Source organism: uncultured Ramlibacter sp. (genome assembly GCF_936925435.1).
GTDB lineage: Bacteria > Pseudomonadota > Gammaproteobacteria > Burkholderiales > Burkholderiaceae_C > Ramlibacter.
The window spans coordinates 253,909-268,564 of record NZ_CAKZHQ010000002.1 but is presented as its reverse complement, the minus strand read 5'-3'; the positions used below and the strand labels follow the sequence as shown (position 1 = coordinate 268,564).

Annotated in this window: 14 protein-coding genes; all 14 read right to left on the bottom strand. The window is 66.3% G+C overall.

What is annotated here, in order from left to right; translation table 11 throughout:
• Positions 1-12: 12 nt before the first annotated feature.
• The gene (locus Q0632_RS01435) at positions 13-2,703 is read right to left on the bottom strand and encodes a FimV/HubP family polar landmark protein (protein ID WP_298923571.1); all 2,691 of its coding nucleotides are present in this window, start codon (positions 2,701-2,703) and stop codon (positions 13-15) included.
• Positions 2,704-2,944: 241 nt separating this feature from the next.
• The gene (asd, locus tag Q0632_RS01430; RefSeq protein WP_298923570.1) at positions 2,945-4,093 is read right to left on the bottom strand and encodes an aspartate-semialdehyde dehydrogenase; all 1,149 of its coding nucleotides are present in this window, start codon (positions 4,091-4,093) and stop codon (positions 2,945-2,947) included.
• Positions 4,094-4,167: 74 nt separating this feature from the next.
• Entirely contained in the window at positions 4,168-5,256 is a 1,089-nt protein-coding gene (leuB, locus tag Q0632_RS01425) for a 3-isopropylmalate dehydrogenase (RefSeq protein ID WP_298923569.1), read from the bottom strand.
• Between the two features lie 73 nt (positions 5,257-5,329).
• Positions 5,330-5,980, bottom strand: coding sequence for a 3-isopropylmalate dehydratase small subunit (leuD, locus tag Q0632_RS01420; RefSeq protein ID WP_298923568.1), 651 nt, complete (start codon positions 5,978-5,980; stop codon positions 5,330-5,332).
• Complete coding sequence (locus tag Q0632_RS01415; protein WP_298923567.1) at positions 5,981-6,112, bottom strand: entericidin A/B family lipoprotein; 132 nt, start codon at positions 6,110-6,112, stop codon at positions 5,981-5,983.
• Positions 6,113-6,126: 14 nt separating this feature from the next.
• A complete protein-coding gene (gene leuC, locus Q0632_RS01410) occupies positions 6,127-7,548 on the bottom strand; it encodes a 3-isopropylmalate dehydratase large subunit (RefSeq protein ID WP_298923566.1) in 1,422 nt (473 codons plus the stop codon).
• Positions 7,549-7,577: 29 nt separating this feature from the next.
• Positions 7,578-8,597 (bottom strand): LysR substrate-binding domain-containing protein, encoded by a 1,020-nt coding sequence (locus tag Q0632_RS01405; RefSeq protein WP_298923565.1) that lies wholly within the window; start codon positions 8,595-8,597, stop codon positions 7,578-7,580.
• A 151-nt stretch (positions 8,598-8,748) separates the two neighbouring features.
• Positions 8,749-10,059: a citrate synthase gene (gene gltA / locus Q0632_RS01400; RefSeq protein WP_298923564.1), complete on the bottom strand. Its 1,311-nt coding sequence runs from the start codon at positions 10,057-10,059 to the stop codon at positions 8,749-8,751.
• Complete coding sequence (locus Q0632_RS01395; protein WP_298923563.1) at positions 10,056-10,364, bottom strand: succinate dehydrogenase assembly factor 2; 309 nt, start codon at positions 10,362-10,364, stop codon at positions 10,056-10,058. Before Q0632_RS01395 ends, gltA begins: the two co-directional genes overlap by 4 nt.
• Positions 10,365-10,372: 8 nt before the next feature.
• Positions 10,373-11,077, bottom strand: a complete 705-nt coding sequence (locus Q0632_RS01390; RefSeq protein ID WP_298923562.1) for a succinate dehydrogenase iron-sulfur subunit — start codon at positions 11,075-11,077, stop codon at positions 10,373-10,375.
• 28 nt (positions 11,078-11,105) lie between these two features.
• Positions 11,106-12,926 (bottom strand): succinate dehydrogenase flavoprotein subunit, encoded by a 1,821-nt coding sequence (sdhA, locus tag Q0632_RS01385; protein WP_298923561.1) that lies wholly within the window; start codon positions 12,924-12,926, stop codon positions 11,106-11,108.
• A 2-nt stretch (positions 12,927-12,928) separates the two neighbouring features.
• A complete protein-coding gene (sdhD, locus tag Q0632_RS01380; protein ID WP_298923560.1) occupies positions 12,929-13,294 on the bottom strand; it encodes a succinate dehydrogenase, hydrophobic membrane anchor protein in 366 nt (121 codons plus the stop codon).
• 9 nt (positions 13,295-13,303) lie between these two features.
• Entirely contained in the window at positions 13,304-13,738 is a 435-nt protein-coding gene (gene sdhC / locus Q0632_RS01375; protein WP_298923559.1) for a succinate dehydrogenase, cytochrome b556 subunit, read from the bottom strand.
• Between the two features lie 109 nt (positions 13,739-13,847).
• Entirely contained in the window at positions 13,848-14,630 is a 783-nt protein-coding gene (locus Q0632_RS01370; protein ID WP_298923558.1) for a GntR family transcriptional regulator, read from the bottom strand.
• Positions 14,631-14,656 lie beyond the last annotated feature (26 nt).

Genomic DNA, 14,656 nt, shown 5'->3' with positions numbered 1-14,656 from the left:
GGAGGCGGGAGATCAGCCGATCTCCGCCAGGAAGCGCTGGGCGCGGCTCTTGAGCTCGCCCGAGGCCTCGGCCAACACCTCTTCGGCCAGGCTGCGCGCCCCGTCGGGGTCGCCGATGGCGTTGAATTCCTCAGCCAGGGCCAGCTTGGTGGCCAGCGGGTCACCGCTGGTGTCGTCGGCGCCAGCCGGTTCCAGCGCGGCGCCTGCCGTGGTCAGCTGCGAGCCTTCGGTGTCGCCGCCCAGCGCAGCGGCCGGTGCCGGTGCGGGTGCATCCAGGTCCAGCGACAGGGCGCCCATGTCGAACTCGATCATGCCGCTGTCGGCTGCCGCTGCCGGCGCGGCCGTGGGGGCCGGCGTGGACACCGCTGCGCCGATGTTCGGCAGCGAGGGTGTGTGCAGGGTGTCGAAGTTCAGGCTGTCTTCCGACAGGGTCAGGCCGGGTGCATCCAGGTTGACGGTGGCGCTGTCAAAGTCCATGTCCATGGACGGCGCCTGCGGAGCTGGCGATGCGTTGAACGACACGGTGGGCTCGGGCAGCGGCGCGGGCGCGCTGCTGAAGCCGGCCGGCATGGTCGGCGGCTGCACGGGTTCGTCGTCGCCCAGCGAGAAATCCAGGTCCAGGTCCAGGTCTGCGGCGCTCGGCGCAGGCGCCACCACCTCGATCCGCTGGGTGGCCATGGAGGCTGCTGCGACTGCCGCTGCAGCTTCCGCAGCGGTAGGGCCGCCTTCGGAAGGCTGGCCGCCGGGGCGGTACAGGGGATTGGTCGAATCGAGTTCCTGGCCCATCTCGCAGATGTGCTCCCACTCGGGGCCTTCACCGCGGGTCAGGCTGTAGGCCTCGGTCGCCACCTGCTCGAAGGCCTTGGCATCGCGCCGCTTGGAATAGATCTCCAGCAGCTTGCCATGGATGGCGACACGCTGCGGGCTGGTGCGCAGGGCTTCCTTGAGGATTTCCTCGGCCTGCAGGTCGCGGCCATAGGCCAGGTAGACGTCGGCTTCGGCCACCGGGTCCACATCGCCGGCCGCGTCCAGCTGGCTGGGCGAATAGACCATGGACGAGCCGGTGACGCTGGCGCCCTCGGCGGTGTCGATGCGCTGGCCGCCGCTGGCGCCGAAGAAGGAGTCGGGCTGCAGGCGGCTTTCCAGGAAGGAACTGTCGACCTGGTTGGATTTCTTGCGTTGGCGCGCGCGGTAGAAACCAAAGCCCAGCAGCAGGGCCAGCAAGCCACCGGCTGCGGCCGGAACGATGGGATTTTCCAGCAGGTCATCGACCAGGCTGGGTTCCGCCACCGGGGCGGGCGGCGGCAGCTTGCGTGCTGCGCTGGCCGCTGCGGCAGGCGCGGGCGCGCTGGCTGTGACGGCGGCGGCAACAGGCGCGGAAGCAGGCTCCGCTGTGGCGGAGGCGGGAGCAAGCGCAGCAGGGGCCGATGCGGCGACAACCGCAGCCGGCGCAACAGGCACGGCGGCCGCAGGGGCAGAGGCTGGCGCCGCAACCACGGGCGCAGCAGGGGCCGCGCTGGCGGGCGCGGCTGCCACCGGCACAGCCAGAGCCGGCTTGGCTGCGCTGGCCGCCGGCAGGGCCGAGGTGGTGCTGGTGGCAGTGCCGAGCTTGTTGAGGTCGGCGATGTTCTTGTTCAGTTCGGCAACGCGGGCCGCGGATTCCTGTGCGGCGCGGTCCTGCGCGATCTTGTCGGTGGCCTGGGCCTGGGTGGCGCCCTTGGACAAGGTCAGCTTGTCCGGCGTTGCGGCGGCGCTCTTGCGGTCTTCGACCTGGGTCTGGACCTTGCCCGAAGCCTGGCGGCTGGAGCTGTCGACCTTGGCAGTGGGCAGGCCCTCGGCCAGGCGGCGGCGGAATTCATTGAAGTCGCGGCTTTGCGCGACGATGGTCTGGCTGGCTTCGTTGGCGCCGGTGGCGCCCGCTTGGTCCGCCGTGGGCAGGTCCAGCACGGCGCCGGCCTTCAGGCGATTGACATTGCCGCCGATGAAAGCGTCGGGATTGCTGCGCAGCAGGGCCAGCAGCATCTGGTCGAGCGACACCGTGGCGGGCTTGTGGGTGGCGGCGATCTTGCCGGCGGTGTCGCCGGCTTGCACGGTCACGCGCTGGCCATCGCCGGCGGCGGCTGTTGCCGGCGCGGCACGGGGTGCTGGGGTGGCGGGGGCCGGGCGAGGCGCTGCGGGCGCGCGAGCGACAGGTGCTGCTGCGGCAGCTGCGGCGGAAGGTCGGGCGGCTGCGCCTGGCACCGGCAAGGGGGACACCTGGGCGGCGACGGGCGGCTGTGCCGGTTGGCGCAGATTGGGCGGGTCGAACAGCAGGGTGTAGTCGCGGACGATGCGGCCGGACGACCAACTGGTCTCCAGGATCAGGTCGACAAAGGGGTCATTGACGGGCCGGTCGCTGGTCAGACGCAGGAAGTAGCGGCCATCGGTGCGGCGCTGCAGCGTGACCTGGAGATTGGCAATGGTCGGGCTGAACTCCAGCCCGGCGGCACGGAATGCCTCGGGCGTGGCCGGCGCGACCCGCAGGCTGGCGGCTTCTTCGGCGTTGATTTCGGGGATGTCGATGTCCGCACGCAGGGGCTCTCCCAACGCGGACTGGACGGTCAGGCGACCCAGGGCGAGGGCGTGCGCATCCGACGTGGCAACTCCCAGGACGACAGCGGCCGCTACGGCCAGCGCGGTCATCCCCAACTGCGGTTTTTTCATTGGTTTTGGAGTCCCCACTGCTCGGTCTGCAGGCAGTTTTTTTCTCATCATGCGAATCGGCGCCTCGAGACTGAATTGGCTAAAAGGACAATAGCATCAATGTTTTAGGCTGACAAGCTGAGACAGCTTTTAACTTCTGAGGGGCGTCGAAGGCAGGTTTTTACATCTGCGGCGCGTTGTCGCATGACAACTACCTGTAACTTGAAGCTACAGGCAGTTTCGAAGTGCAGCCGGATGTCGTTCAGGCGTCGAGCAGGATGCGAAGCATGCGGCGCAGCGGCTCGGCCGCGCCCCACAGCAGCTGGTCGCCAATCGTGAAGGCGCCCAGATACTCCGGACCCATGGCCAGCTTGCGCACCCGGCCCACCGGAATGCCCAGCGTGCCGGTGACGGCCACCGGGGTCAGGTCGCGCAGCGTGGCTTCCTTGGTGTTGGGCACGAACTTGACCCAGGCGTTGTCGTTGGCGATGAGCTGCTCGATGTCGGCCAAGGGCACGTTCTTCTTGAGCTTGAAGGTCAGGGCCTGGCTGTGGCAACGCATGGCGCCGATGCGCACGCAAAAACCGTCGACCGGAATCGCCGGCACGTCAAAGCCCGGGCCCTGGCCCAGGATCTTGTTGGTCTCGGCCCCGGCCTTCCACTCTTCCTTGCTCATGCCGTCGCCCAGGTCCTTGTCGATCCAGGGAATCAGCGAGCCGCCCAGCGGCACGCCGAAGTTGGCGATCTCGTCGCCGGCCAGCGACTGCTGGCGGGCCAGCACCTTGCGGTCGATCTCCAGGATGGCCGACTTGGGGTCGTCCAGCAGGGCGCGCACTTCGCCGTTGAGCGTGCCGAACTGGGTCAGCAGTTCGCGCATGTGCTGGGCGCCGCCGCCCGAGGCCGCCTGGTAGGTCATGCTGGACATCCACTCGACCAGGCCGGCCTTGTAGAGAGCGCCCACGCCCATCAACATGCAGCTGACGGTGCAGTTGCCGCCGACCCAGTTCTTGCCGCCCTTGACCAGGGCGTTCTTGATGACCGGCATGTTGACCGGATCCAGGATGATGACGGCGTCATCCTGCATGCGCAGGGTGGACGCGGCGTCGATCCAGTGGCCGTTCCAGCCGGCGGCGCGCAGCTTGGGAAAGATCTCGCTCGTGTAGTCGCCGCCCTGGGCGGTGATGACGATGTCGCACTTCTTCAGGGCATCGATGTCGAAAGCGTCCTTGAGGGCGGTTTCGTTCTTGGCCATGGCCGGGGCCTTGCCGCCGGCGTTGGAAGTGGAGAAGAAGACCGGCTCGATCAGGCCGAAGTCGCCTTCGGCCTGCATGCGGTCCATCAGGACCGAGCCGACCATGCCGCGCCAGCCGACCAGGCCGACCAGCGGTTGTTGTCCGTTCGAGAGTGTCATGTCAGCGCCTTTCAGAATGTTGATCTGGTGTCCCCGGCTCGTCTGGCCGGGGAGGGCGCGACGAACCGGAGCTGTTAGCTCTTGGTGGTCTTCTTGGTAATCGCGGCCACGACGGCGTCGCCCATCTCGCGTGTGCCGACCTTCTGCGTGCCTTCCGACCAGATGTCCGGCGTACGCAAACCCGAAGCCAGCACGGACTTGACGGCCGACTCGATCCGGTCGGCGGCCTGGGGCTGGTTGAGTGAGAAGCGGAGCATCATGGCGGCAGACAATATTGTAGCCAAAGGATTGGCCACGCCCTTGCCGGCGATGTCCGGCGCGCTGCCGTGGCTGGGCTCGTACAGGCCCTGGTTGCCGGCGTTCAGGCTGGCCGAGGGCAGCATGCCGATCGAACCGGTCAGCATGGCGGCGGCGTCCGACAGGATGTCGCCGAACATGTTGCCGGTCACCACCACGTCGAACTTCTTGGGCGCCTTCACCAGCTGCATGGCGGCGTTGTCCACATACATGTGGTCAAGGGCGACGTCCGGGTACTCCTTGCCGACCTCGGTCATCACGTCTTTCCACAGCTGGAAGGTTTCCAGCACATTGGCCTTGTCGACGCTGGTCACGCGCTTGCTGCGCTTGCGTGCGGCCTGGAAGGCGACATGGCCGATGCGCTCGATCTCCGGCCGGGTGTAGCGCATGGTGTCGAAGGCTTCTTCGGCGCCGGGGAAATGGCCGTCCGGCGAGACGCGGCGGCCGCGCGGCTGGCCGAAGTAGATGTCGCCGGTCAGCTCGCGGATGATCAGGATGTCCAGGCCGGAGACCAGCTCGGGCTTGAGGCTGGAAGCGTTGACCAGCTCCTCGTAGCAGATGGCCGGGCGGAAATTGGCGAACAGGCCCAGCGCCTTGCGCAGGCCCAGGATGGCCTGCTCGGGGCGCAGGGGCCGGTCCAGCTTGTCGTACTTCCAGTCGCCGACGGCGCCGAACAGGATGGCGTCGGCTTCCTTGGCCAGCTTGAGCGTGCCCTCGGGCAGGGGGTGGCCGTGGGCCTCGTAGGCGGCGCCGCCGACCAGGGCGGTCTCGGTTTCGAATTGCAGGTCCAGCACATTCAGGACCTTGACCGCTTCGGCCACGATCTCGGTGCCGATGCCGTCGCCGGGAAGGATTGCGATTTTCATGTTGCTCTTGTTTTGATAGCGGGCCGAGTCCATTTCACGGGGGCTCGGGCCTGGTTGAATGCTTAAAGGCGGGTCAGCGCACCAGGCTGTGGGCGAGCCAGGGCTTTTGCGCCAGGCGCTGGGCCTCGAAGGCCTGGATCTTGTCCTTCTGGCGCAGCGTCAGGCCGATGTCGTCGAAGCCGTTGAGCAGGCAGTACTTGCGAAAGGGCTGGACGTCGAAGGCCAGTTCGGCGCCGTCGGGCTTGACGATGACCTGGCGCTCCAGGTCGACGGTCAGCTGGTAGCCAGGGAAGGCCAGGGCCTCGTCGAACAGCTGTCCGACCTGCAGCTCGGACAGCGCGATGGGCAGCAGGCCGTTCTTGAAGCAGTTGTTGAAGAAGATGTCGGCGTAGCTGGGCGCGATGATGGCCCGGAAGCCGTACTGGTCCAGCGCCCAGGGAGCGTGCTCGCGCGACGAGCCGCAGCCGAAATTCTTGCGCGCCAGCAGGACTGAGGCGCCCTGGTAGCGCGGCTGGTTCAGCACGAAGTCCGGGTTGGGCTTGCGGCTGGCCGGGTCCTGGCCGGGCTCGCCGTGGTCCAGGTAGCGCCATTCGTCGAACAGGTTCTGGCCGAAGCCGGTCTTGCGGATCGACTTGAGGAACTGCTTGGGAATGATGGCATCCGTGTCCACGTTCTCGCGGTCCATCGGGGCCACCAGGCCTTTGTGTACGGTGAACTGCTGCATTTACTTCTTCGTGGAGTTTTCGATGGCGTTGCCGGCCTTCTGGATGTCCTTGCCTGCGCCGGCAATCGTGTTGCAGCCGGCCAGGGCGGCGACGAAGGACAGGGCGAGCAGGGTGGCGAGGGTCTTGTTCATGGGCTTTGGCTCCTTCAGGCGAATTGGCGGACGTCGACGAAATGGCCATGGACGGCCGCTGCGGCGGCCATGGCGGGGCTCACCAGATGGGTGCGGCCGCCGGCACCCTGGCGGCCCTCGAAATTGCGGTTGCTGGTGGAGGCGCAGCGCTCGCCCGGCTCCAGCCGGTCGGCGTTCATGGCCAGGCACATGGAGCAGCCAGGTTCGCGCCACTCGAAGCCGGCGGCCTTGAAGATCTCGTGCAGGCCTTCGCGCTCGGCCTGGTCCTTGACCAGGCCGGAGCCGGGCACCACCATGGCCAGCTTGACGTTGCTAGCGACCTTGCGGCCCAGGCGCTTGACCATGGCGGCGGCCTCGCGCATGTCCTCGATGCGGCTGTTGGTGCACGAGCCGATGAAGACCTTGTCGACATGGATGTCGTCGATCTTCTTGCCCGGCTGCAGGCCCATGTAGGTCAGGGCGCGCTCGATGGCGCCGCGCTTGCTGGCGTCCTTCTCCTTGTCGGGGTCGGGCACACGGGCGTCCACGCCCAGCACCATCTCGGGCGAGGTGCCCCAGGTGACCTGCGGGATGATCTGGATCGCGTCGAGCTCGACCACGGCGTCGAACTTCGCATCGGCATCGGACTGCAGGGTCTTCCAGTAGGCCACGGCCAGGTCCCACTCCAGGCCCGTGGGCGCCAGCGGCCGGCCCTTGACGTAGGCGATGGTCTTGTCGTCCACCGCCACCAGGCCGGCACGCGCGCCGGCCTCGATGGCCATGTTGCAGACGGTCATGCGGCCTTCCATGGACAGCGAGCGGATGGCCGAGCCGGCGAACTCGATGGTGTAGCCGGTGCCGCCGGCCGTGCCGATGCGGCCGATGATGGCCAGCACGATGTCCTTGGCGGTGACGCCGGGCGCCACCTTGCCCTCGACCAAGACCCGCAGGTTCTTCGCCTTCTTGGCCAGCAGGGTCTGGGTCGCCATCACGTGCTCGACCTCGCTGGTGCCGATGCCGTGGGCCAGCGCGCCGAAGGCGCCGTGGGTGGAGGTGTGCGAATCGCCGCAGACCACGGTCATGCCCGGCAAGGTTGCGCCCTGTTCCGGCCCCATGACGTGGACGATGCCCTGGCGCTTGCTCAGGAAGGGGAAGTAGGCCGCCGCGCCGAACTCGGCGATGTTGCTGTCCAGCGTGGTGATCTGTTCCTTGCTGATCGGATCGCTGATGCCGTCGTAGCCCTGCTCCCAGTGGGTGGTGGGCGTGTTGTGGTCGGCGGTGGCGACGATGGAGCTGACGCGCCAGACCTTGCGGCCGGCCTGGCGCAGGCCTTCGAAGGCCTGCGGGCTGGTCACTTCATGGACCAGGTGGCGGTCGATGTAGAGGATGGCCGTGCCGTCCTCCTCGGTGTGGACGACATGCTCGTCCCAGATCTTGTCGTAAAGGGTGCGTCCCATGGCTTGACTTCCGTTGGCTGAAGGTGATTTTAGGTGGATGTGGCGGCGGCCTGGGGCGTGCGCGCGCTGGCGCGCAGGTGCTCGACCAGCAGGCGGGCCGTCACCGGCAGGGTGGAAAAGTCGCGCGCGACCAGCTCGATGCGGCGCTGCGCCCAGGCATCGGTCAAGGCCACGCAGTCGAGGGCGCCGACGCCGTGCATGAGGTTGAAGGCCCGGCGCGGCATCACGCCCACGCCCAGACCGTTGTGGATCATCCGGCACATGGCGTCCAGGCCGGTGACGTGGATGCGCAGGCGGATGGTGCGGCCGGTGGCCGCGGCCGCGCCCTGCATGGCCAGGTAGATCGAACTGTTGGCGTGCAGGCCCACGTGGTCGAAGTCCAGGCTGTCCTCGAAGGCGATGGCCTCGCGCTGCGCCAGCGCATGGCCGCGCGGCACGATCAGCACCAGTTCGTCCTCGCGGTAGGGCAGGGTCTGCAGCTCGTCGCTGCGGGTCACCGACGGGCCGCCCCTAGGTGACCCAGCCCCCTCGGGGGGCAGGGCGAAGCCCGTGGGGGCTCTACTTTTCACGCCGGTGTTGCAGATGCCCAGGTCGGCCGCGCCTTCCTGCACCGCCCGCAGCACCTCGGTGGACAGGTGTTCTTCCAGGTCGATCTTGATCTCGCCGTGCTCCTGGGCGAAGCGGCCCAGGTCCTCGGGCAGGAACTGCACGATGGCCGAGATGCTGGCGTGGATGCGCACGTGGCCGCGCACGCCGTCGGCGTATTCCGAGAGTTCGCCCTGCATCTTGTCCAGGCTGAACAGCACCGAGCGCGCGTGGTGCAGCAGGCTCTCGCCGGCCGGCGTCAGGTCGACGCCGCGGGTGTGGCGGTACAGCAGTGGCGTGCCCAGTGTGGCTTCCAGGTCCGACAGGCGCTTGCTCACCGCCGAGGCGGCGATGAACTCGCGCTCGGCCGCCTTGCCGATGGAGCCCAGCTCGCAAACGGCGACGAACAGCTGAAGCGAGGTCAGGTCGATGCGGCGGGCAAAGTTGCGTTCGGAGGGCTTCATGGTGTCTGGCCATCGCCAACAGCGATGGATTTTCTATTCTCCCTTCTAAAGGGCCGGCTTGTCATCGCAAACCGCGATGACCACCTTGCCGATCGGGCCGGCCAACGGGAAAAGCCCGCCGAAGCGGGCTTTTTCAGGCCGGGGCAGCGGATCAGCGTTGGCCGATGGGCTGCACGTCGCGGCGCGCCGAGCCGTCGAACAGCTGGCGCGGGCGGCCGATCTTGTACTCCGGGTCGCCGATCATTTCGTTGAGCTGGGCGATCCAGCCAACGGTGCGGGCCAGGGCGAAGACGGCGGTGAACAGCGGCACCGGAATGCCGATGGCGCGCTGCACGATGCCCGAGTAGAAGTCCACGTTCGGGTAGAGCTTACGCGAGACGAAGTATTCATCTTCCAGGGCGATCTTTTCCAGGGCCATGGCCAGCTTGAACAGCGGGTCGTTTTCCAGGCCCAGCTCGCCCAGCACTTCCTTGCAGGTTTCCTGCATCAGCTTGGCGCGCGGGTCGTAGTTCTTGTAGACGCGGTGGCCGAAACCCATCAGCTTGACGCCGGAGTTCTTGTCCTTGACCTGCTTGATGAAGTCGCCGATCTTCTCGATGCCGCCGTTCTTCTGGATGTCGCCCAGCATGTTGAGCGCCGCCTCGTTGGCGCCGCCGTGGGCCGGGCCCCACAGGCAGGCCACGCCGGCCGCGATGGCGGCAAAGGGGTTGGTGCCCGAGGAGCCGCACAGGCGCACGGTGGAGGTCGAGGCGTTCTGCTCGTGGTCGGCGTGCAGGATGAAGATGCGGTCCAGCGCGCGTTCGAGCACCGGGTTGACCTTGTATTCCTCGCAGGGCGTGGCGAACATCATGTGCAGGAAGTTGCCGGCGTAGCTCAGCTCGTTCTTGGGGTACATGTAGGGCTGGCCGACGGTGTACTTGTAGGCCATGGCCACCAGCGTGGGCAACTTGGCGATCAGGCGGATGGCCGAGATATCGCGATGCTCAGGATTCGTGATGTCGGTGCTGTCATGGTAGAAGGCCGACAGGGCGCCGACCAGGCCGGTCATGATGGCCATCGGATGCGCGTCGCGGCGGAAACCGCGCAGGAAGAACTGCATCTGCTCGTTGACCATGGTGTGGTTGGTCACGCGGGCGGTGAAGTCTTTTTTCTTGGTGTCATCGGGCAGTTCGCCGTACAGCAGCAGGTGGCAGGTTTCCATGAAGTCGCACTGCGTGGCCAACTGCTCGATCGGGTAGCCGCGGTACAGCAGCTCGCCCTTGTCGCCGTCGATGTAGGTGATGGCGGACTGGCAGGAAGCCGTGGACAGGAAGCCCGGGTCGTAGGTGAACATGCCGGTCTGCGCATACAGCTTGCGGATGTCGATGACGTCCGGGCCGATCGTGCCCTTGTAGACGGGCAATTCGACATTGGGGCTGCCGTTGCTGAACGACAGGGTGGCTTTGTTGTCGGCGAGTTTCATTTCGGTTTTCCTACGGTTTCTTGGCCCACTGCCGGCGCTGCCCTGGTGCGCAGCATCTCCAGCACTTGTCTTGCTTCACTCGTGTGGCTGCCATCGGCCGGCTCCGTGCGCCGCAGCAGCAGGTCCAGCAGGTCATTGTCAGCCAGGTCCATCAATTCGTTCAGGCCGTCGGCCTGGCGGACCGTCAGGCCCGCCTCGTGGGTGGCGAAGAAGCGCTCGATGAACAGGTCGTTCTCCAGCAGCCCGCGGCGGCAGCGCCACTTGAGCTTGGAAAGGGCCCGTTCGCCCAGCAGTTCGTCGGCCATTGTCGGTCTCAGACGGTGCGGCGCACCATCAGTTCCTTGATCTTGCCAATCGCCATCGTCGGGTTCAAGCCCTTGGGGCAGACGTCGACGCAATTCATGATGGTGTGGCAGCGGAACAGGCGGTACGGGTCTTCCAGGTTGTCCAGGCGCTCGGCCGTGGCCTCGTCGCGGCTGTCGGCCAGGAAGCGGTAGGCCTGCAGCAGACCGGCCGGGCCGACGAACTTGTCGGGGTTCCACCAGAAGCTGGGGCAGCTGGTCGAGCAGCTGGCGCACAGGATGCACTCGTACAGCCCGTCGAGCTCCTCGCGCTCCTCGGGCGATTGCAAGCGCTCCTTGTCCGGCGGGATGTTGTCGTTGACCAGATAAGGCTTGATCGAGTGGTACTGCTTGAAGAAGTCGGTCATGTCCACGATCAGGTCGCGGATCACCGGCAGGCCGGGCAGAGGCTTGAGGACGATCGTGCCCTTGAGCGTGAGCATGTTGGTCAGGCAGGCCAGGCCATTCTTGCCGTTGATGTTCATCGCGTCCGAGCCGCACACGCCTTCGCGGCAGGAGCGGCGGAACGACAGGGTCGGGTCCTGCGCCTTGAGCTTGCCCAGGGCGTCCAGCAGCATGCGCTCATGGCCGTCGAGTTCGATCTCGATGGTCTGCATGTAGGGCTTGGCGTCCTTGTCCGGGTCGTAGCGGTAGATCTGGAAGGTGCGTTTGGTCATGTGGGGCTTTCCGGATTTTCTTGGAGGCTCAGAACGTGCGGACCTTGGGCGGCACCGATTCCACCGTCAGCGGCTTGAGCTGCACCGGCTTGTAGGTCAGGCTGTTGCTCTTGCTGTGCCACAGCGTGTGCTTCATCCATTCAGCGTCGTTGCGGCCCAGCGGGGTGACCGGGTCGTCGGCCGGGCGCTCGTAGTCGTTGACCGTGTGGGCGCCGCGGCATTCCTTGCGGGCGGCGGCCGAGACGATGGTGGCCTGGGCGCACTCGATCAGGTTCTCGACTTCCAGCGCCTCGATGCGGGCGGTGTTGAAGATGCGCGACTTGTCCTTCAGGGCCAGGTCGGCCACGCGCGAGCGCAGGGCGGCGATCTGGGTCACGCCCTGGTCCAGCATGGCCTGGGTGCGGAACACGCCGGCGTGCTTTTGCATGGAGGCGCGGATGTCGTTGGCCACGTCCTGGGCGTACTCGCCTCCCGTGGCGGTTTCCAGGCGGTTCAGGCGCTCCAGGGTCTGCTCGGCGGCGTTGGCCGGCAGCGGCTTGTGGTTCTTGTTCTTGTCGTTGAATTCGACGATGTGGTTGCCGGCGGCGCGGCCGAACACCAGCAGGTCCAGCAGCGAGTTGGTGCCCAGGCGGTTGGCGCCGTGCACGCTGACGCAGGAGCACTCGCCCACAGCGTACAGGCCGTTGACAACCTGGTTGTGGACCACATTGCCGTTCACGTTTTCCTGGGTCACAACCTGGCCGTTGATGTTGGTCGGGATGCCGCCCATCTGGTAGTGGATGGTGGGCACGACCGGAATCGGTTCGCGCGTGATGTCGACGTTGGCGAAGTTCACGCCGATCTCGTAGACCGAGGGCAGGCGCTTGTGGATGGTTTCGGCACCCAGGTGGTCCAACTTGAGCAGGATGTAGTCCTTGTTGGGACCGCAGCCGCGGCCTTCCTTGATTTCCTGGTCCATGCAGCGCGAGACGAAGTCGCGCGGCGCCAGATCCTTCAAGGTCGGGGCATAGCGCTCCATGAAGCGCTCGCCGTTGCTGTTCAACAAGATTGCGCCTTCGCCGCGACAGCCTTCGGTCAGCAGCACGCCGGCGCCGGCCACGCCGGTGGGGTGGAACTGCCAGAACTCCATGTCTTCCAGCGGGATGCCGGCACGCGCCGCCATGCCCAGGCCGTCGCCGGTGTTGATGAAGGCATTGGTCGATGCCGCGAAGATGCGGCCGGCGCCGCCGGTGGCCAGCAGCACGGTCTTGGCTTCCAGGATGTGCAGGTCGCCGGTCTCCATTTCCAGAGCCGTGACGCCGACCACGTCTCCTTCGGCGTCGCGCACCAGGTCCAGTGCCATCCACTCGACGAAGAAGCTGGTCTTGGCCTTGACGTTCTGCTGGTACAGGGTGTGCAGCATGGCGTGGCCGGTGCGGTCGGCCGCGGCGCAGGCGCGCTGCACGGGCTTTTCGCCGTAGTTGGCCGTGTGGCCGCCGAAGGGCCGCTGGTAAATGGTGCCGTCCGGGTTGCGGTCGAAGGGCATGCCCATGTGCTCCAGGTCGTAGACGACCTTGGGCGCTTCACGGCACATGAACTCGATGGCGTCCTGGTCGCCCAGCCAGTCCGAGCCCTTGATGGTGTCGTAGAAGTGGTAGTGCCAGTTGTCCTCGGACATGTTGCCCAGCGAGGCGCCGATGCCGCCCTGGGCGGCGACGGTGTGCGAGCGGGTCGGGAAGACCTTGCTGAGCACCGCCACGTTCAGGCCGGCGCGGGCCAGCTGCAGTGAGGCGCGCATGCCGGAGCCGCCGGCGCCGACGATGACGACGTCGAACTTGCGCTTGGTAATGTTGGCGTTGGTATAGGACATGCTCACAGTCTCCAGAGAACTTGAATGGCCCAGCCGGCACAGCCGGTCAGCCAAGCGATGGTGAAGACCTGAAGCAAGAGGCGCATCCACACGGGTTTGACGTAATCCATCCAGACATCGCGCATGCCGACCCAGACGTGATAGAGCAGGCTGGCGATGACGATGAAGGTCAGGATCTTCATCCACTGGGCGGCGAAGATGCCGGCCCACTTGTCGTAGCCGATCGGGCCGCTGCTGAAGATGACCTGGGCCAGCACGATCAGGGCGAACAGGGCCATCAGGCCGGCGGTGACGCGCTGGCTGAGCCAGTCGCGCAAGCCGTAGTGGGCGCCGGTGACGATGCGCTTGGAGCCGTAATTGACAGACATGGCAGCTCCTTAGTAAAGGCCGAACAGTTTTGCGCCCAGCACCAGCGTCAGCAGCACGCTGGCAACCAGGGTGAAGGTGGCCGACTTGGCGCCGAAGGACTTGGTCACTGCGGCATGGCTCACGTCCATCAGGAGGTGGCGCAGGCCGGCGATGAAATGGTGCAGGAAGGCCCAGATCAGGGCCAGCGCCACCAGCTTGAGGCACCAGCCCGGGACGAACCACAGGCCGACGTTGAAGGCGGCGCGGAACTTCGCGAACGAGATCTCGGAGGACACCGAGGTGTCGAACATCCAGATGATGAAGGGCATCAGCAGGAACATCAGCACGCCGCTGATGCGGTGCAGGATGGAGACGTAGGCGGCTGCCGTCATGCGGTAGCCGGGCAGGTCGGTCAGCGCGTTGATATTGCGGAATTCAGGCCGTTTCCTGGCGAGCTCGGTCATGTGAGGCTTTCGGCGGTTTGGTAACCGCTTGGTAATTTTGTCAAAAGTGACCAACCCAAAATTCTATTGCAACGCACCAAGCTGACGCCGGGGTTTCAGCTTTGTCCGACTAACTCAGTGCGTTCCTGTAGTGATGGGTGTCCGTGCGGTACAGGCCGCGGCGTAGTTCCATGGGGACGTCGTTGTACGTGTAGGCCACGCGTTCCACACTGAGCAGGGGTGTGCCCTGCGCCACCTGCAGCAGGGTGGCCTGGGCTGCATCGGCGGCGACGGCGCGGATCTTTTCCTCGGCGCGCACCATGCGCACGCCGAACTCCACTTCGAACATCGCGTAGGTGGGGCCGTGGTAACCGGCCATCTGCTCGCTCGTCAGGCCCTTGAAAGCATTGCCGGGAAGCCAGAGGTCTTCCAGGATGGTGGGCATGCCGCCGAAAGCCAGGGTGCGGCGCACCTGGACCACGGCGTCGCCGCTGCGCAGGGCCAGGGCCCGCGCCACATCGGCGCTGGCGCGCAGGCGCTTGCATTCGAGCACGCTGCGCTCGGCCGGCCCTTCGCTGCCCTGGTCGCCGATGTCGGGCACCAGCTTGAGGAAGCGGTACTGCACATGCTGCTCGGAGTGGGTGGCCACGAAGGTGCCCTTGCCCTGGCGCCGCACCAGCAGGTTCTCGGCGGCCAGTTCGTCGATCGCCTTGCGCACCGTGCCCTGGCTGACGCGAAAGCGCGCTGCCAGGTCCATCTCGCTGGGGATGGATTCGCCGGGCTTCCATTCGCCGCCCTGCAGGCTTTGCAGGATCAGCCCCTTGATCTGCTGGTACAGCGGGCTGAAGGCCGGCGTGGCGGCGTCCATGGCGGCGCTGCCGTTGTCGGTCTGGAAGGCGGGGGAGGAGGCCATAAAACTGTGTCAATCATATCTTATAT